8 protein-coding genes are annotated in these 20,050 nt (G+C 63.5%); all 8 read left to right on the top strand.

Annotated features, from left to right (window positions below; all coding sequences use genetic code 11):
- Positions 1-380 precede the first annotated feature (380 nt).
- A complete protein-coding gene (locus ACWHYQ_RS17640) occupies positions 381-3,818 on the top strand; it encodes a molybdopterin-dependent oxidoreductase (RefSeq protein ID WP_447973415.1) in 3,438 nt (1,145 codons plus the stop codon).
- Positions 3,819-3,916: 98 nt separating this feature from the next.
- Complete coding sequence (locus ACWHYQ_RS17635; protein ID WP_447972022.1) at positions 3,917-5,206, top strand: 4Fe-4S dicluster domain-containing protein; 1,290 nt, start codon at positions 3,917-3,919, stop codon at positions 5,204-5,206.
- Between the two features lie 415 nt (positions 5,207-5,621).
- On the top strand, positions 5,622-7,052 hold the full coding sequence (locus ACWHYQ_RS17630; protein ID WP_447973414.1) for an ATP-binding protein: 1,431 nt from the start codon (positions 5,622-5,624) through the stop codon (positions 7,050-7,052).
- A gap of 10 nt (positions 7,053-7,062) precedes the next feature.
- The gene (locus ACWHYQ_RS17625) at positions 7,063-7,761 is read left to right on the top strand and encodes a response regulator (protein ID WP_447973413.1); all 699 of its coding nucleotides are present in this window, start codon (positions 7,063-7,065) and stop codon (positions 7,759-7,761) included.
- Positions 7,762-7,857: 96 nt separating this feature from the next.
- Positions 7,858-9,387, top strand: coding sequence for a sigma 54-interacting transcriptional regulator (locus ACWHYQ_RS17620; RefSeq protein WP_447973412.1), 1,530 nt, complete (start codon positions 7,858-7,860; stop codon positions 9,385-9,387).
- 405 nt (positions 9,388-9,792) lie between these two features.
- A complete protein-coding gene (locus tag ACWHYQ_RS17615) occupies positions 9,793-13,230 on the top strand; it encodes a molybdopterin-dependent oxidoreductase (protein ID WP_447973411.1) in 3,438 nt (1,145 codons plus the stop codon).
- A 98-nt stretch (positions 13,231-13,328) separates the two neighbouring features.
- Positions 13,329-14,618 carry a 4Fe-4S dicluster domain-containing protein gene (locus tag ACWHYQ_RS17610; RefSeq protein ID WP_447972022.1) on the top strand — a complete coding sequence of 430 codons (1,290 nt, stop codon included), beginning with the start codon at positions 13,329-13,331 and terminating at the stop codon, positions 14,616-14,618.
- A 647-nt stretch (positions 14,619-15,265) separates the two neighbouring features.
- The gene (locus ACWHYQ_RS17605) at positions 15,266-19,996 is read left to right on the top strand and encodes a multicopper oxidase domain-containing protein (protein ID WP_447973410.1); all 4,731 of its coding nucleotides are present in this window, start codon (positions 15,266-15,268) and stop codon (positions 19,994-19,996) included.
- Positions 19,997-20,050 lie beyond the last annotated feature (54 nt).

The raw sequence follows: 20,050 nt of genomic DNA, 5'->3' as shown, positions 1-20,050 counted from the left end.
GCGCTGTCCTGGTTGGTCTCCCTCCCGCGAAAAGATTTCTTCTTCGCAGCTAACAATTTGATCTTGTAGCAGTTTTTAGCCACAGCCTGATCCGAGTGTCAACAGTTTCTTGCTCTGTGTCCCGCGCAAGCTCCGCGTGGCTCATCGGCCTCCACGCCGGCCGAGCAGTTTTCGCTGAACGGATGGCCACTTAGACGCTCCCGTGTCCCACACGTTCTGCCAACCCCCCTGGCAATGGCTTTGCTTAGGGCTTCAGATCGTCCATCGGTCTGCCCTGAGGAAGAAGGTAGAGAAGGGAGGTGAGGTGAGGTGAGGAGAAACAGAGGCTTCTCAATGGTCCATGTCTTTGAGAGGGGCAATTTTGCAGGGAGGTTGTGACGATGTATCTATCAAGGCGACAGTTTTTAAAGGTTTCGGCCGGGACGATCGCGGCGGCCGCGATCGCGGACCGCGCTCTCGCCTTGACCGCGCTGCAGCCGGTCGTCGAGGTGGGCAACCCCCTCGGTGAGTATCCCGACCGGTCCTGGGAGCGGGTCTACCACGACCAGTACCGGTACGATTCCTCCTTCACGTTCGTGTGCTCTCCGAACGACACCCACGCCTGCCGGGTGCGTGCCTTCGTGCGCAACGGCGTCGTGATGCGGGTCGAGCAGAACTACGACCACCAGACCTACGAGGACCTCTACGGCAACCGCGGGACCTTCGCCCACAACCCGCGCATGTGCCTGAAGGGCTACACCTTCCACCGCCGGGTGTACGGGCCCTATCGGCTGAAGGGGCCGTTGATGCGCAAAGGCTGGAAGGAGTGGATGGACGCCGGCGCCCCGGAACTCACGCCTGAGGTCAAGCGCAAGTATAAATTCGACGCCCGCTACCTGGACGACATGGTCCGGGTGTCCTGGGACACCGCGTTCACCTATCTGGCCAAGGCGGTGCTGATCATCGCTACGCGCTACAGCGGCGAGGCGGGGGCGCGGCGGCTGCGCGAGCAGGGCTATCCGCCGGAGATGATCGAGATGATGAAGGGCGCCGGCACGCGCACCTTCAAGCATCGGGCCGGCATGCCCGTGTTGGGCATCGTCGGCAAGATGATGAACACCCGGTTCAACGGCGGGGTGCTCCCGCTGGTGGACACCTACATCCGCAAGGTGGGGCCCAACCAGGCGCAGGGCGGCCGCTACTGGTCGAACTACACCTGGCACGGCGACCAGAACCCGTCGCACCCCTTCTGGTCGGGCGTGCAGACCTCCGACATTGACCTCTGCGACATGCGCTTCTCCAAGCTGAACACGAGCTGGGGGAAGAACTTCGTCGAGAACAAGATGCCGGAGGCCCACTGGAAGCTGGAATCCATCGAGCGGGGCTGCCGGATCGTGGTGATCACGCCGGAGTACAACCCGACGGCGACGCGGGCCGACTACTGGATTCCGGTGCGGCCGCAGTCCGACGGGGCGCTGTTCTGTGGCGCGATGAAGATCATCATTGACGAGAACATGCACGACGTGGACTTCCTCAAGGAGTTCACGGACGCGCCGATCCTCGTCCGCACGGACACGCTCCAATATCTGGACCCGCGGGATGTAATCAAGGACTTCAAGTTCCCAGATTACTCGAACCGGTACTCCGGCAAGGTGCAGACGCTCAACCCGGAGACGATCGAGCGGCTGGGGGGCTGCATGGTCTGGGACCTGAACAAGCAGCAGCCGGTGTTCCTGGATCGCGAGCTGGTGGGCTGGCATTTCCGCAACAGCGGCATTGACGCGGCGTTGACCGGGACCTACCGGGTCAAGCTGCTCAACGGCCGCGAGGTGGACGTGATGCCGGTCTGGCAGCTCTATCTGGTGCACTTCCAGGACTACGACCTGGACACGGTGCATCAGATCAACCGGGCGCCCAAGGACCTGATCGTCCGCTGGGCCCGGGATAGCGGCACGATCAAGCCGGCGGCGATCCACAACGGCGAGGGGGTGAACCACTACTTCCACGAGACGATCTACGGCCGGGCGGCGGCCATGGTTCTGATCATCACGGGGAACGTCGGCAAGTTCGGCACGGGCCAGCACACCTGGGCCGGCAACTACAAGGCCGGCGCCTGGACGGCGACCCCCTGGTCGGGCGGCGGGCTGGGCGTGCACACGGGCGAGGATCCATTCAACCTCACGCTGGATCCGGAGGCCCACGGCAAGGAGATCAAGGTCAAGTCCTACTACTACGGCGAAGAGGTCGGGTACTGGAACCACGGGGACACGGCCTTGATCGTCAACACGCCGAAGTACGGCCGCAAGGTGTTCACGGGCAAGACCCACATGCCGAGCCCGAGCAAGTTCCGCTGGGTGACCAACGTGAACGTGCTCAACAACGCCAAGCACCACTACGACATGGTCAAGAACGTCGATCCCAATATCGAGTGCATCGTCACGCAGGATATTGAGATGACCTCGGACGTGAACCATGCGGACGTGGCGTTGGCCTGCAACTCCTGGATGGAGTTCACCTATCCGGAGATGACGATCACGGTGAGCAACCCGTGGCTGCAGATCTGGAAGGGCGGCATCCGGCCGCTGTACGACACTCGCAACGACGCGGACACCTTTGCGGGCGTGGCGGCGAAGCTGGCCGACATGACCGGCGACAAGCGGATCAAGGATGTCTTCCACTTCGTGTACCTCAACCGGGTGGACGTGTACGTGCAACGGCTCCTGGATGCCTCGAGCACCTTCTACGGCTATCAGGCCGATACATGCCTGAAGTCGGAGAAGGGCTGGATGGTGATGACGCGGACGTATCCGCGGCAGCCGTTCTGGGAGGAGACCAACGAGTCGAAGCCGATGTGGACCCGGACCGGCCGGTACGAGAACTACCGGATCGAGCCGGAGGCGATCGAGTACGGCGAGAACTTCGTGGCGCACCGGGAGGGCACCGAGGCGACGCCGTACCTGCCCAACGCGATCATGTCCACGAACCCGTACATCCGGCCGGACGACTACGGGATTCCCATCACGGCCCAGCACCACGATGACAAGCACGTGCGCAACCTGAAGCTGCCGTGGCAGGAGATCAAGCGGCACGCGAACCCGCTGTGGGAGAAGGGGTACCAGTTCTACTGCGTGACCCCGAAGACCCGGCACCGCGTGCACAGCCAGTGGTCGGTGAACGACTGGGTGCAGATGTACGAGTCCAACTTCGGCGATCCGTACCGGATGGACAAGCGGACGCCGGGGGTGGGCGAGCACCAGTTGCACATCAACCCGCAGGCGGCAAAGGACCGGGGCATCAACGACGGCGACTACGTCTACGTGGACGGGAACCCGGTGGACCGGCCGTACCGGGGCTGGCGGCCGAGCGATCCGTTCTACAAGGTGGCGCGGTTGATGCTGCGGGCGAAGTACAACCCGGCGTATCCGTACCACGTGACGATGGCGAAGCACGCCCCCTACGTGGCGACGGCGAAGTCGGTGAAGGGGCATGAGACGCGGCCGGACGGGCGGGCGATTGCGGTGGACACCGGCTATCAGAGCAACTTCCGGTACGGGGCGCAGCAGTCGTTCACGCGTTCCTGGCTGATGCCGATGCACCAGACGGACTCGCTGCCGAGCAAGCATGCGATTGCGTGGAAGTTCAAGTTCGGCTACGGCATTGACCACCACGCGGTCAACACGGTGCCGAAGGAGTGCCTGATCCGCATCACGAAGGCGGAGGATGGGGGCATCGGGGCGCGCGGGCCGTGGGAGCCGGTGCGGACGGGCTTCACGCCGGCGCAGGAGAACGAGTTCATGATCAAGTGGCTCAAGGGCGAGCACATCAAGATCAAGGTCTAGGGGAGAGGGATGCGTGGCGAGTGAGGCGGGGCGCCTGGCGCGGCCATGCGGGTTGACGCTGCCCCCCTCCCCCGTCACGCCTAACGAAGGAGTCAACCATGCCGGAAGTCTATAACTGGCAGTTGGGGCGGAAGATGCTCTACCCCTACGAGGAGCGGCACCCCAAGTGGCAGTTCGCCTTCGTGTTCAACATCAACCGGTGTCTGGCGTGCCAGACCTGCTCGATGGCGGACAAGTCCACGTGGCTGTTCTCGAAGGGGCAGGAGTACATGTGGTGGAACAACGTGGAGACCAAGCCCTACGGCGGGTATCCCCAGTTCTACGACGTGAAGATCACGCAACTGATCGAGCAGGTGAACCCGGGGGGGCAGGTGTGGAACGTGCGGGTGGGCCGCAAGCACCATGCGCCCTACGGGGTGTTTGAAGGGATGACCATTTTCGACGCGGGGGCCAAGGTGGGCCAGGCGGCGATTGGCTACATCCCGACGGACCAGGAGTGGCGGTTCGTCAACATCTACGAGGACACGGCGACCTCCATGCGGGCAGTGGTGGAGGGGATTGACAAGACCGGGTTCACGCGGGACGAGCCGTGGCGGATGACGGGCAGTTCGTTGCCGGAGCATGAGACGTTCTTCTTCTACCTGCAGCGGATCTGCAACCACTGCACGTACCCGGGGTGTCTGGCGGCCTGTCCGCGCAAGGCGATCTACAAGCGGCCGGAGGACGGGATTGTGTTGATTGACCAGAACCGGTGCCGGGGGTACAAGAAGTGCGTGGAGCAGTGTCCGTACAAGAAGCCGATGTACCGGGGGACGACGCGGGTGAGCGAGAAGTGCATTGCGTGCTATCCGCGGATTGAGGGGAAGGACCCCTTGACGGGCGGGGAGCCGATGGAGACGCGGTGCATGGCGGCCTGCGTGGGGAAGATTCGGATGCAGAGCCTGGTGCGGATCGGCGAGGACGGGTTGTGGGCGGAGGACCGGTGGCACCCGTTGTACTTTGCGATTCGGGTGGAGCAGGTGGCGTTGCCGTTGTACCCGCAGTGGGGGACGGAGCCGAACGGGTACTACATTCCGCCGCGGTGGGCGCCGCGGGGGTACATCCGGCAGATGTTCGGGCCGGGGGTGGACAACGCCATTGAGAAGTACCTGGTGCCGAGCCGGGAGTTGCTGGCGGTGCTGCAGTTGTGGCGGGCGAGCCAGCAGATTGTGTTCCGGTACGACGTGATTCCGGGCCCGAAGGTGTTTGAGACCCAGATTCACGGGCGGCGGTTCGAGATGTACAACGACACCGTGCTGGGGTTCAACAAGTCGGGCAAGGAGGTGGTGCGGCAGCAGATCGAGGAGCCGATCTACATTCGGCCCGCGGAGCGGGTGAACTGGCTCTGAGGCTGAGGCCACACCCCGCCATCCGTGCTCAGCCGTCAGCAACCATGGGGAGGCTGCAAGCTGAGCGCTGAGGGCTCGGCGAAGGGGGGCAGGAGGCGCATGGGAGCGCCCCTGCCCCCCTCTGCATTCTGTGAATTCCACACCATGTCTGTTTCCCCATCTCTCTTCTTGAAGCTCGCCATTGTTCAAGCTGTGTGACGGCGACGGGCCGCCGCCCGCGAATCTCTGCCTGGTCCCCTTGCTTCTCAAGGCCTATCCTCACCAGTCTTTTCCCGAGGGGCGAGTGTGGAAGAAGCATTTGGTTTGCAGGAGCTGCCGAAACTGATTATCCTGCGGCAATCCGGGCTTGACGGTCGCCTCTGGTTCGGGGCTTTCACCGGCCTGGAGTGCCGGGGCATGACCACCGCGGGGATGAATGATGAAGCACACCGTCGTCCGTCTTTCGATCGGCCAGACGCTGGTCGTGATCGCCGGGCTTTTCATCGCGACTATGTTGGGCATCTTGTCTTACACGGTGCTGACGATCCGGAATCAAAGGTCCATGGCTGCCGAAATCAATATCGCGGGTCGGCAGCGGATGCTCAACCAGATGTTCATGAAGGAGGTGTTCTTGGCCTCCCAGGGGCATCGGGTCAACTATCGCGACACGGCGGAGCTCTGGAAGGGGTCGCTGAACGCGCTGATCCACGGCGGTCGGGTGGCCTTGCTGGGGCAAACGGAGACGGTCGAGCTGCCGCCGGCCAGCGACGAAGCCATCAGGAAGAAGTTGATCGAACAGCAACGGTTGATCGAGGAATTCGTCCGGAAGGGGGAGCGCTTTGCACAGCGTCCGGAGGGGAGCCCCGGATCGGCGGTCGAGCTGCAGGAGTTGCTGGGGCTCAACGAGACGTTGAATGAGGTGACGGTCGAGGCGGCCCGCCTCTTCTATGCCAAGGCTGACGCCGAAGTCGCTAACATGCTGGCGTGGGAAATCTCACTCAGTCTGTGCGCCGCGGGTTTGGGGCTGCTCTTGACCGTCCAGGTGGTCCGGGCCAGTCGTGAGTTAGTGGAGGAAATCGCCCAACGTCAACACGCCGAGGAGGAGCTTCGCCGGAGCGAAGCCCAGCGGATCGAGGCGTTCCGCCAGAGCGACGAATTGAAATCGGCGCTGCTGTCGCTCATCTCGCACGAGCTCCGGACGCCGCTGACGGCCATCAAGACCTCGGTGGTGAGCCTACAGGGAGTCGAGGGCGGCCTTCCCGAGGACACTCGGGTGGAACTCCTTCGTGGGATTGACGAAGAAGTGGACTACCTCGACCGGCTGATCAGCAACCTGCTGGACATGTCGCGCATCGAGGCCGGGCAGCTCGTCCCCAACCGCGGATGGTACCCGATCGAAGACCTAGTCGAGGGGGCGCTGCGGCGCAGCGCCACGATGCTCCAGGCGCGGCGCGTGGACATCCAGCTTCCGGACGGGCTGGCCCCCGTGCACGTGGATGCCGTGGAGATCCAGCAGGTGCTGGTCAATCTGCTGGACAATGCGGCCAAGTATTCCTTCCCGGGCACGGCGATCCGATTGACGGCCCGCCAGACCGACTCGGAGCTGACGATTAGCGTGTCCAACGAAGGGGAAGGCATTGCGGAGAACGATCTCGATCGGGTTTTCGATCGCTTCTATCGTGTGCGCTCGAAGCGCGAGCGACCTGTGCGCGGCAGCGGGTTGGGGCTGGCGATCTGCAAAGGCATTATTGCTGCCCACGGCGGGCGTATTTGGGTGGAGTCCACCCTTGGGCACGTGACGACGGTCACGTTCACCCTGCCCGTCCGCGAGCCGGCGCCGTCGTTCTTGGATCTTCCAACGTGCTAGAGGAGCCGCCGTGAACCGTGGAGCTCGCATCCTGGTCGTGGACGATGAGCCCCAGATCCGGCGGTCCCTCCAGGTCGCGCTGGAGGCCCAGGGCTACACGGTCATCCGGGCGGAGACGGGCGAACAGGCGTTGCAGGCAGCCGCTTCTCGCATGCCCGATGTCGTGTTGGTTGATCTGTTGATGCCGGGCCTGGAAGGGCTAGAAGTGACCCGTCGTCTGCGAGAGCAGTCGCCAGTTCCGATCATCGTGCTCTCGGCGGTCTCGACCGAAGCGAAGAAGGTGGAAGCCCTGGAACTGGGAGCCGACGACTACATCACCAAGCCATTCAGCACCGTCGAGTTGCTGGCCAGGATCAAGTCGGTGCTGCGCAGGGCTGCCGGGGCCAAAAGCGCCTTGCCCGTGTTTACGACCGGTGATCTCTCGGTGAACTTCGCCACGCGCGAGGTCCGCCTCGCCGGGGAGGTTGTCAAACTGACTCCCACCGAATACAATTTGCTCAAGTACATGATCGAGAACGCCGGGAAGGTCTTGACGCATCAGACGCTGCTCACCGCCGTTTGGGGAAAGTCCTATGCGGACCAGGCGCAATACCTTCGTGTCTTCGTCGCCCACCTCAGAAAGAAGCTCGAGAAGGATCCCGCCCGCCCCCGCTACATCCTGACGGACCCTGGCGTGGGCTATCGGTTCGTCGTGGAGTCGGACGAGTAGAGCCGCCGCGCCGCGTTTCGCATTTCACCATCGAGTTTCGCTGGCGTTTGGCCCGCCCGTGCTTTAGAATGCGCAGCGGTTTCCAGGGGAATGTTCATGACACGCATCCATCTCAGTTATCGGGCGCTGCTGGAAGTGACCAACGTGCTGAATTCCCAGCGCGACACCGACAGTCTGTGGCGGGCGATCACGGAGCAGATTCGGCAGGTGATGCCGTGGGAGCGTGCGGGTGTGACCCTGTACAGCGCGGACACCGACACCTTCCGGTTTCTCGCGGTCGAAACGACCATGCCGGTCAGGGTACTCCAGCGGGACGCGATCATCCCACGGGTGGGGAGCGCCGTGGGGTGGGTGTACGATCACCGCCGGATCCACATCCGGCCGAATCTGCACCGGGAGCGACTGTTTCTCGAGGATGATTTCTACATCCAGGAGGGGCTCGGGCGCATGATCAACCTGCCGCTCATGCTCCGCGACACCTGCCTCGGGACGTTGAACATCGGCAGCGTGCAGACTGGTGACCCGGATGCCGAGGACCTGGAGTTCCTGCAGCAGGTGGCCACGCAGATCGCGTATGCCATCAACCACGTGCGGGCGTATGAAGAGATCAACCGTTTGCGGGAACAGCTCGCACGCGAGAATGAGTACCTCGTTGAGGAGATCAAGCTCACAAACAATTTCGGGGCCATGGTCGGGCGCAGCCAGGCCTTCCAGAACCTGCTCTCGCTGGCGCAGGCCGTCGCGCCGACAAACAGCACGGTATTGATCACCGGAGAGACTGGAACCGGCAAGGAGCTGCTTGCCCGGGCCATCCACGAGCTGAGCCTGCGACGGGATAAGCCCTTCGTGCGGGTGAACTGCGCCGCGCTGCCGGTCGGGTTGGTCGAGAGCGAGCTGTTCGGGCACGAGCGGGGCGCCTTCACGGGGGCCGAGCAGCGTCGCCAGGGGCGGTTTGAGCTCGCGAACGGGGGCACGTTGTTTCTGGATGAAATCGGGGAGATGCCGATGGAGGCGCAGGCCAAGCTCCTGCGCGTGCTGCAAGACGGCTATGTGGATCGGGTTGGCGGGACGCACCCGGTGCCCGTGGATGTCCGGATCATCGCCGCCACGAACTCCAACCTGGTCTCCGCCATCGCCGAGGGCCGGTTTCGCGCCGATCTTTACTATCGCCTCCACGTCTTTCCGATCTTCGTCCCGCCGCTGCGCGAGCGGCCGGAGGATATTCCGCTGCTGGCCCGCCACTTCCTCGAGCAGTACAGCGCGAAGCTGAAGCGGCGCTGGGAAGACATCGCGCCGGCCTCCATGGAGCGTCTGGTCCGGTACGCCTGGCCGGGCAACGTGCGGGAGCTGCAGAATGTGATCGAGCGCGCCATGATCCTCTCCCGGACGCCGCTCCTCGAGATCCAGGACTCGCTGGCTCCCGGCGTTGGCGCCGACCCGCAGGGTGCACCGGCCACGCTACTGGATTTTGAGCGAGCCCACATCCTGAAGACCCTGCAGGAGACAGGCTGGCGCATCGAGGGGCCCCAGGGGGCCGCGCAGGCCCTGGGGCTTAATCCCAGCACGTTGCGCAGCCGACTCAAAAAGCTGGGGCTCAAACGTCCGCTCGCCTCCAATCCCACGTAGGCTCGTCATGCTGGGAGGGAACAAGATTTGTGCCAGCGTGCGTTACGCCTTCGTAGCGTATAGGATTTTCCGTTCCATCCTTGCCCTCGATAAATCGCGGCAAGCGAAACGGAGCCCGTGACAAATCGCGGGCCGCGGACGATGGCATCCAGGCTTCCCCGGCCCCATGCCCTGTTCAGGCGACACGATCAACTACTTACGACAGATTTCCCGCCGACTCGCGACTGGCATAGCCATTGCCTCTCCCCAAAGCCCGGCTTGAGGCAGGATTCAGAATGCCTGCCAGTATTTCCTGACACCAGCATTTGTGGAGAGAAAGGAGGTGAGGCGAGTCGCAAGAATCACGCATCGAGAAGGTGCCTGAGAGTCTGTAGGTTCTTTATCAACTTGTGGGGAGGCTTCGTTATGCTTCTTTCGCGGAGACAGTTCATGAAGGCCACGGCCGGGACCGTGGCGGCTGTCGCGCTGGCGGACAAGGCCCTCGCCTTGACCGCGCTACAGCCGGTCATCGAGGTGGGCAACCCCCTCGGCGAGTATCCCGACCGGTCCTGGGAGCGCGTCTATCACGACCAGTACCGGTATGACTCTTCCTTCACCTATTGCTGCTCCCCGAACGACACCCATGGCTGCCGCGTGCGCGCCTTCGTGCGCAACGGCGTCGTGATGCGGGTCGAGCAGAACTACGACCACCAGACCTACGAGGACCTCTACGGCAACCGCGGGACCTTCGCCCACAACCCGCGCATGTGCCTGAAGGGGTTCACCTTCCACCGCCGGGTGTACGGGCCCTATCGGCTGAAGGGGCCGTTGATGCGGCGGGGCTGGAAGGAATGGATGGATGCGGGAGCGCCGGAGCTGACCCCGGAGACCAAGCGGAAGTACAAGTTCGACAGCCGCTTCCTGGACGACATGGTCCGGGTGTCCTGGGACACAGCCTTCACCTACGCCGCCAAGGCGGTGCTGATCATCGCCACGCGCTACAGCGGCGAGGCGGGGGCGCGGCGGCTGCGCGAGCAGGGCTATCCGCCGGAGATGATCGAGATGATGAAGGGCGCCGGGGTGCGCTGCTTTAAGCACCGGGCCGGCATGCCCGTGCTGGGCATCATCGGCAAGATGATGAACACCCGGTTCAACGGCGGCGTGCTCCCGCTCGTGGACACCTACATTCGGAAGGTGAAGCCGGATCAGGCGCAAGGCGGCCGCTACTACTCGAACTACACCTGGCACGGCGACCAGGACCCTGCCCAGCCCTGGTGGAACGGCACGCAGAACTGCGACATTGACCTCTCCGACATGCGGTTCTGCAAGCTGAACACCTCCTGGGGCAAGAACTTCGTCGAGAACAAGATGCCGGAGGCCCACTGGAAGCTGGAGAGCATCGAGCGGGGCGCCCGGGTGGTGGTGATCACGCCGGAGTACAACCCGACGGCGACGCGGGCCGACTACTGGATTCCGGTGCGGCCAGAGACGGACGCGGCGCTGTTCCTGGGGGCGAGCAAGATCATCATTGACGAAAACATGCATGACGTGGACTTCCTGAAGGGGTACACGGACATGCCGTTGCTCGTCCGGACGGACACCTTGCAGTACCTGGACCCGCGGGACGTGGTGCCGGACTTTAAGTTCCCGGACTACAGCAAGCGGTATTCGGGCCGGGTGCAGTCGCTCAAGCCGGAGCAGATCGAGCGGCTGGGCGGCATGATGGTCTGGGACCTCAACAAGAACCAGGCCGTGCCGCTGGACCGTGAGCTGGTGGGCTGGCACTACCAGAACAGCGGCATTGACGCGGCGCTCACCGGGACCTATCGCGTGAAGCTGCTCAACGGCCGCGAAGTGGACGTGATGCCGATCTTCCAGATGTACCTGGTGCACTTCCAGGACTACGACCTGGACACGGTGCATCAGATCAACCGGGCGCCCAAGGACCTGATCGTCCGCTGGGCCCGGGACAACGGCACGATCAAGCCGGCGCAGATCCACAACGGCGAGGGCGTGTGCCACTACTTCCACTGCACCGAGATGGGCCGCGGGGCGGCCTTGGTCATGATCCTCGGCGGCAACATCGGGAAGTTCGGCACGGGCTGCCACACCTGGTCCGGTAACTACAAGGCCGGCATCTGGAACTCGACCCCCTGGTCGGGCGGCGGCCTGGGCGTGCACACGGGCGAGGATCCGTTCAACCTGACGCTCGATCCCAACGCCCACGGCAAGGAGATCAAGGTCAAGTCCTACTACTACGGCGAAGAGGTCGGGTACTGGAACCACGGGGACACGGCCTTAATCGTCAACACGCCGAAGTACGGCCGCAAGGTGTTCACGGGCAAGACCCACATGCCGACGGCGAGCAAGGTGCGGTGGGTGACCAACGTGAACATCCTCAACAACGCCAAGCACCACTACGACATGGTCAAGAACGTCGATCCGAACATCGAGATGATCGTGGTGCAGGACATCGAGATGACCTCCGACGTCAACCATGCGGACATCGCGTTTGCCTGCAACTCCTGGATGGAGTTCACCTATCCGGAGATGACGGCGACGGTGTCGAACCCCTGGGTGCAGATCTGGAAGGGCGGGATCCGGCCGCTGTACGACACCCGCAACGACGCGGACACCTTTGCGGGCGTCGCGGCGAAGCTGGCCGAGATGACCGGTGACAAGCGGATCAAGGATGTCTTCCACTTCGTCTACCAGAACCGGGTGGACGTGTACGTGCAGCGGGTGCTGGACGCCAGCGCCACGATGTACGGCTACCATGCGGACACGATGCTGAAGAGCGAGAAGGGCTGGATGGTGATGACGCGGACGTATCCGCGGCAGCCGCTGTGGGAGGAGATCAACGAGAGCAAGCCGCAGTGGACGCGGTGCGGGCGGTTGGAGACCTACCGGGTGGAGCCGGAGGCGATCGAGTACGGCGAGAACTTCATCGTGCACCGGGAGGGGCCGGAGTGCACGCCGTACCTGCCCAACGCGATCATGTCCAGCAACCCGTACGTCCGGCCGGACGACTACGGGATTCCCATCACGGCCCAGCACCACGACGACAAGCACGTGCGCAACCTGAAGCTGCCGTGGCAGGAGATTCGGCGGCAGGCGAACCCGCTGTGGGAGAAGGGGTACCAGTTCTACTGCGTGACCCCGAAGACCCGGCACCGCGTGCACAGCCAGTGGTCGGTGAACGACTGGGTGCAGATCTACGAGTCCAACTTCGGCGATCCGTACCGGATGGACAAGCGGACGCCGGGGGTGGGCGAGCACCAGTTGCACATCAACCCGCAGGCGGCGAAGGACCGGGGCATCAACGACGGCGACTACGTGTACGTGGACGGGAACCCGGTGGACCGGCCGTACCGGGGCTGGCGGCCGAGCGATCCGTTCTACAAGGTGGCGCGGTTGATGATCCGGGCGAAGTACAACCCGGCGTATCCGTACCACGTGACGATGACGAAGCACGCGCCGTACGTGGCGACGGCGAAGTCGGTGAAGGGGCATGAGACGCGGCCGGACGGGCGGGCGATAGCGGTGGACACCGGCTATCAGAGCAACTTCCGGTACGGGGCGCAGCAGTCGTTCACGCGCTCCTGGCTGATGCCGATGCACCAGACGGACTCGCTGCCGGGCAAGCACGCGATTGCGTGGAAGTTCAAGTTCGGGTATGCCATTGACCACCATGCGGTGAACACGACCCCGAAGGAGTGCCTGATCCGCATCACGAAGGCGGAGGATGGGGGCATCGGGGCGCGCGGGCCGTGGGAGCCGGTGCGGACGGGCTTCACGCCGGCGCAGGAGAACGAGTTCATGATCAAGTGGCTCAAGGGCGAGCACATCAAGATCAAGGTCTAGGGGAGAGGGATGCGTGGCGAGTGAGGCGGGGCGCCTGGCGCGGCCATGCGGGTTGACGCTGCCCCCCTCCCCCGTCACGCCTAACGAAGGAGTCAACCATGCCGGAAGTCTATAACTGGCAGTTGGGGCGGAAGATGCTCTACCCCTACGAGGAGCGGCACCCCAAGTGGCAGTTCGCCTTCGTGTTCAACATCAACCGGTGTCTGGCGTGCCAGACCTGCTCGATGGCGGACAAGTCCACGTGGCTGTTCTCGAAGGGGCAGGAGTACATGTGGTGGAACAACGTGGAGACCAAGCCCTACGGCGGGTATCCCCAGTTCTACGACGTGAAGATCACGCAACTGATCGAGCAGGTGAACCCGGGGGGGCAGGTGTGGAACGTGCGGGTGGGCCGCAAGCACCATGCGCCCTACGGGGTGTTTGAAGGGATGACCATTTTCGACGCGGGGGCCAAGGTGGGCCAGGCGGCGATTGGCTACATCCCGACGGACCAGGAGTGGCGGTTCGTCAACATCTACGAGGACACGGCGACCTCCATGCGGGCAGTGGTGGAGGGGATTGACAAGACCGGGTTCACGCGGGACGAGCCGTGGCGGATGACGGGCAGTTCGTTGCCGGAGCATGAGACGTTCTTCTTCTACCTGCAGCGGATCTGCAACCACTGCACGTACCCGGGGTGTCTGGCGGCCTGTCCGCGCAAGGCGATCTACAAGCGGCCGGAGGACGGGATTGTGTTGATTGACCAGAACCGGTGCCGGGGGTACAAGAAGTGCGTGGAGCAGTGTCCGTACAAGAAGCCGATGTACCGGGGGACGACGCGGGTGAGCGAGAAGTGCATTGCGTGCTATCCGCGGATTGAGGGGAAGGACCCCTTGACGGGCGGGGAGCCGATGGAGACGCGGTGCATGGCGGCCTGCGTGGGGAAGATTCGGATGCAGAGCCTGGTGCGGATCGGCGAGGACGGGTTGTGGGCGGAGGACCGGTGGCACCCGTTGTACTTTGCGATTCGGGTGGAGCAGGTGGCGTTGCCGTTGTACCCGCAGTGGGGGACGGAGCCGAACGGGTACTACATTCCGCCGCGGTGGGCGCCGCGGGGGTACATCCGGCAGATGTTCGGGCCGGGGGTGGACAACGCCATTGAGAAGTACCTGGTGCCGAGCCGGGAGTTGCTGGCGGTGCTGCAGTTGTGGCGGGCGAGCCAGCAGATTGTGTTCCGGTACGACGTGATTCCGGGCCCGAAGGTGTTTGAGACCCAGATTCACGGGCGGCGGTTCGAGATGTACAACGACACCGTGCTGGGGTTCAACAAGTCGGGCAAGGAGGTGGTGCGGCAGCAGATCGAGGAGCCGATCTACATTCGCCCGGCCGAACGCGTCAACTGGCTCTAAGGAACCGACCCGGGCGCGCCGGGGCCTCCATGGCTCTGCTTGTTGCAAGGGGGCGAGAGCGCGCCGGGCCGAGCGAGCGTGGTAGGGCGGGTGCTGGTGCGCCTCCGCCCGCGCCGCCGCGACGGGACCGAGCCAGTCGAGCCAGGATGGTAGCTGGCTGCCCGCGCAAGTGAGCAAGTGAGAGGGGCAGGCGGGCGCGGCAGCGCCCCCTGCCCTCATTCTTCTTCATTGGGGGAAGGGTTTTGCGGTCGGGCAGGTGATCGAGAGCCGACTGGGTCTTCCCCAATCGCGGACCGCGTCCCCAAAGGGTTGACATCGGACAGCGGGTAGACGTATGTTAACCACACCTTTATGTAAGGCCCCAATCGGGGACTTCTCTGAACAGACATTCCTCCGCTGAGGTCTGACGAACAGGCGGAGGTAGGAGGTTCGCTCAACCCCGCCCACGTTGTACGCTCAATCAACTCATAGGGAATCAGGTCCGTTTCATTGAGGGTTTTCTCATCCAAGGAGGCCGGTCCATGGATCGTTCAAGTTGTACCTTGGTAGGGCGCTTCCTCAGCGTGGTGGCTGTGGGAGCGCTCCTCTTCGTAATGCCTCTCGGGGCATCGGCTGAGCCGTCGTCGGCCCATGCTCAACATGTGGCCATGAGCCCTCAGTCCCCGGACTGGGCTGAGAAGCTCAAGGGCCAGACCATCGTGGAAGATGTGATGGCGGGGCGGCCGGATCGCGCAGCCCAGGTCGAGCGGCAGCACCAGCGCATCATGGAGCAGATGGCGCACGACCCGCAGGCGCATCAGGTCAACACGGGCATGTACAACGGCATGTCCATGATGCACCAGTATGGCGCCGGGGGGCAGGACCTCCTGCTCATGTCGGATCCCCGCGTCGAGCCAGTGTCGGCCCCGGGCGGCCGGTGTCCGGCGAACGCACCAGTGCGGCAGTACGATATCTCCGCGATCAACGTCGAGATCACGCTCAACCAGTGGCTGGACTTCTACCCAGGCTACATGTACGTCCTGACCGAGAACATTGACAAGGTCCGGGAGGAAGAGGCCAAGAACAAGGCAGCCCGCGAGAAGGAGGGTTTCGATCCCGGGGCCGTGCTCCCGGGTGTGCAGGCGCAGTGGATTCAGCCGCTCGTGATCCGCGGCAACCAGGGCGACTGCGTCAAGATCACGCTGCGGAATAAGCTGGAGGGCGGGGAGGATGTAAGCCTCCATATCCACGGCTCGGCCATGGTGGTGAGCGCCACGGGGAAGGCTGCCACCACGACCAATCCGGACAGTGTGGTCGCCAAGGATAAGAGCGTGGACCTGGAGTGGTATATCCACCCGACGACCCAGGAAGGCGTCCGCCAGTTCCATTCCTACAGCAACGACCGCGAGCTGACGGTGATGGGGCTCTTCGGGGCCTTCGTCGTCGAGCCGAAGGGGTCGTCGTACCTCGAGCCCTTGGGCACCGGCGATCCCACGCCGCAGACGAGCGGCTGGCAAACGATCATCCGGAACGGCGCGGGTCCAGACTTCCGCGAGTTCGTCCTGATCTACCACGAGGTCGGTGACGAGGCCTTCCGGCCCGTGAACAAGAAGGGCGACTTCTTGCCGCAGCGCGACCCCCTGACGGACGCGTATCGGCCGGGTGGCCGGGCGATCAACTACCGGAGCGAGCCCTTCGGCATCAACAACATGCACCTCCAGCACGAGTACTTCGGGTTCGAGGACGAGTCCATGGGCTACAGCTCCTATACCTTCGGAGACGCAGCCCCGACGATCCCTCGCTCCTATCTCGGCGACCCAGCCAAGTTCCGTCTCGTGCATGGCGGCTCCGAGGTCTTCCATTCCCACCATCCGCACGGCGGCTCCATCCGCTGGCCGCGTAGCCCACGCGCCATTGACGATATGAACCTCTGGTATGTCGCCAAGAACGGTCCGGTGAAATACCCGGTGATCCGGCATAAGACAGACCGGGTGGACGTGGAGGTGATCGGGCCCTCCGAGGCGCTGGACCTGGAGACGGAGTGCGGGTCTGGATTGTGCCAGCAGCTCGCCGGCGACTTTCTGTTCCACTGCCACGTGGCACACCACTATGTGGCCGGGATGTGGGGCTACTGGCGCGTGTACAACACGCTGCAGGTCGGGGAGTACCGGAACGACACGATGCCGGACCTCCGCGAGTTGCCGGACCGGAAGGGCCGGATGAAGGTCGGCGTGCCCTCGGACAAGCTCATCGGCACGACAGTGGACTGGTTCGGCAAGACCTTCAAGATCGTCGAGAAGGGGAAGAGCAACTGGAAATCCAACCCGGCCGTGATCAACATCAAGGACTGGGTTGAGATGCAGTTGCCACCACAGGGCAAGCCAGGCCACAAGGACGACGAAAAGGGGCAGATCGTGTCGTATGACGCGACCGTGCTCGACTGGGTGTGGGACGGCAATCGTGCGATGAGCGAGAAGGAGAGTACGATTGACAATCCCAAGTACAAGTCCACGCATCCCGGGAAGCGGCATCCGTTGCTGTTCGAGCCGACCACCGGGAAGATCGCCTGGCCGCACCTGACCCCGCACTTCGGCAAGCGGGCGATGTTCTCCCCAAACCATGTCGGGGCGCCCTGGCTGGAGATGATCCGGCGGGACGAGAACGGCGAGGAGAGCCTCGATCAGGCGAAGCCCGGCGAGAACGGCGTCTGGAGCCTGTGCCCAGAGAACGCCGGGCGTAAGGATTACAACGTCCACTTTATCAAGCTGCCGATCAAGATCGCGCACGGCGTGGGGAAGGAGCCCCCCGTCGTGGATCCGAACGGCTTGATCTTCGTGCTGCATGAGGAAGAGGCCGCGATCCGCAAGAACGACGACCTCAAGTATCCGCTGGTCGTCCGTGGCAACATCTACGACTGCGTGGACTGGACCCTGACCAGCGAGTGGGAGGATGACGACTACACGAACTTCCAGTCGTCCAAGATCAATACCCACTGGCACTTCCTGCAGTTCGACAACCAGGCATCCGATGGCGTGATCACGGGTTTCTCCTACGAGCAGTCGGTGCGGCCGTTCACGATGCTGGAGAAGAAGAACAAGAAGGGCCTGCCGGCTCCGATGAACACGGTGCTGACGGCTGCGGTGAAGAAGGGAGCCAAGGCCATTACGGTCAAGAACGCGGCGCAGTACCACGTGAACACGCTGATCCTGGTCGGTGCCGACAACGTGAAGGGCAACGAGGTCGCCCGGATCAAGGCAATCAAGGGCAACACGATCGAGCTGACCAAGCCGCTCAAGCACGACCACCCAGCGAACGACATCGTGACGGTCGAGTTCGTCCGGCAGCGGTTCTGGGTGGACGCAGACGTGGGGACCGTGTTCTGGCACGACCACGCGTTCGGGGCAACCACCTGGCCGCACGGCGGGTTCGGCACGTTCATCGCCGAGCCGGTCGGATCCACCTACTATGATCCCAAGACCGGCAAGGAGATCCGGAGCGGTCCCATCGCGGACATCCATACGGTCGAGCCGGTGGGCTACGGCGTGAACAACAGCTTCCGCGAGCTGATGGTACAGGTGCACGACACGGTGCCGCACACGGTGAACATCGTGACGGCGGGCAACCCGCCCGGGCAGCCGGTCGAGGTGGCGCTGGAAGCCGGGAAGACTGTGTCCTTCCAGATGCCAGAGAAGATCTACATGACACCGATGCCCTTCCTGAACGGCGGGACGCACACGACGGGCAGCGGGTTGAATTTCCGGGCCGGACCCATTGCGCAACGGCTGGCCAACAACCCGGATGCGTCGCAGATCTTCAACAGCAAGATCCACGGCGACCCCTACACGCCGCTGCTGCGGGCCTACGTGGGGGATACGCTGGTGTTCCGGCTGTTGCACACGCTTATGAACGAGACGATGACCTGGACGATCTCAGGCCATACGTTCTTGACAGAGCGGTATGCGGGCGACGCGAACCGGAAAAACTCGATTCACATTGGGATCGCCGAGCGGTACGACCTAGTCGTGCCGCAAGCCGGCGGCCCGCGCCTGCAGCCAGGCGATTACATCCACTTCAACGGCCGATCCTCGAAGTTCTCCGAGGGGGCCTGGGGGATCCTGCGTGTGTACGACAAGGAGCAGCCAGACCTGCAGAAGCTCCCGGCTGGCTACAGCGGCCGGAACGAGATTCCGAAGCCGCTGCCGGTTTGTCCGGCCGACGCCCCGGTGAAGACCTTCAACGTAGTGGCGACGGACTACCCGGAGATGAAGTTCAACCCGAAGGCGCCGGACGAGATCGAAGTGGACTTCGAGCGGAAGATCCTGACGCGCAATCCCAACGCGAAGATCTACATGTTGGAGGAGGAGGTCTCCAAGGTGGCCCAGGGGAGCTACCAACCGATGCCGCTGACGCTCCGGGTCAACGTGGGCGACTGCGTCAAGATCAACCTGAAGAACAAGCTGAAGGAAGGCCGCGCCTCGTTCTCGGCGATTTCGCTGGCGTTCGACCCGAAGGATTCGCTCGGCGCGAACGTTGGGAACAATCCGGGTGATCAGACGATTGGCCCCGGCGAGAGCCGGACCTACACGTACTACGCCGATCCAGCCAACGGGGAGATTACCTCGCTGGTCTGGGATTGGGGCAACGTGATGCTCAATCCGCGCAACGGGCTGTTCGGCGCGATCATCGTCGGGCCCAAGGGGTCCAAGTATCGCGACCCGAAGACCGGCGAGGATCTCTCGAACAAGAACGCCTGGGCGGCGGATGTGATTATTGACCGGACGATCCAGGGGAACGAGATGCGTCCCAATTACCGGGACGTGGCCCTGTTTTTCCAGGACGAGGACAATATCATTGGCACGAGCTTCATGCCGTACGTGCAGAACGTGGCCGGCCTGACTGGCGTCAACTACCGGTCGGAGCCCTATAAGTATCGGGAGGAGGTCGGATGCTCGTTGGGTCGGATGTTCCAGCCTTGCACGGCGGACAAACCAGAGGATCCGGTGACCCCGATCATCGAGGCGCATGCCGGCGATCCGGTGCGGATCCACGTAATTGGTGCGAACAACGAGCAGAATGGCATGTTCAGCGTCGAGAAGCATGAGTGGCCGATCGAGCCCTACATGCGCGGCGCCGACATGATCAGCGTGGTCGAATTCTCGGGGTCGGAGGTCCTTGATACCTTCATCCCGTCGGCCGGCGGCGTCTACCGGTTGCCAGGCGACTACGTGTGGAGCAACCAGCGGCTGCCGTACTCCCAGTCCGGACAGTGGGGCTACATGCGGGTGCTTCCGGTCGGGGACCAGCGCCTACTTCCGCTCTCCGGGGCCATTCCGGGGACGAAGAAGGCGGAGACCGTGCCGGCGGAGCCGGGCCAGGCGATGCCGGTAGCCTCCAAGTAATCGCTGGCCTCTGAAACTGTGCGTTCCTGGAGGGGGAGCCGTCAGAGGCTCCCC

Source organism: Nitrospira sp. Kam-Ns4a (genome assembly GCF_965152595.1).
Note: the sequence above shows the minus strand (reverse complement) of the source record. Positions and strands in the feature narration are given on the sequence as shown.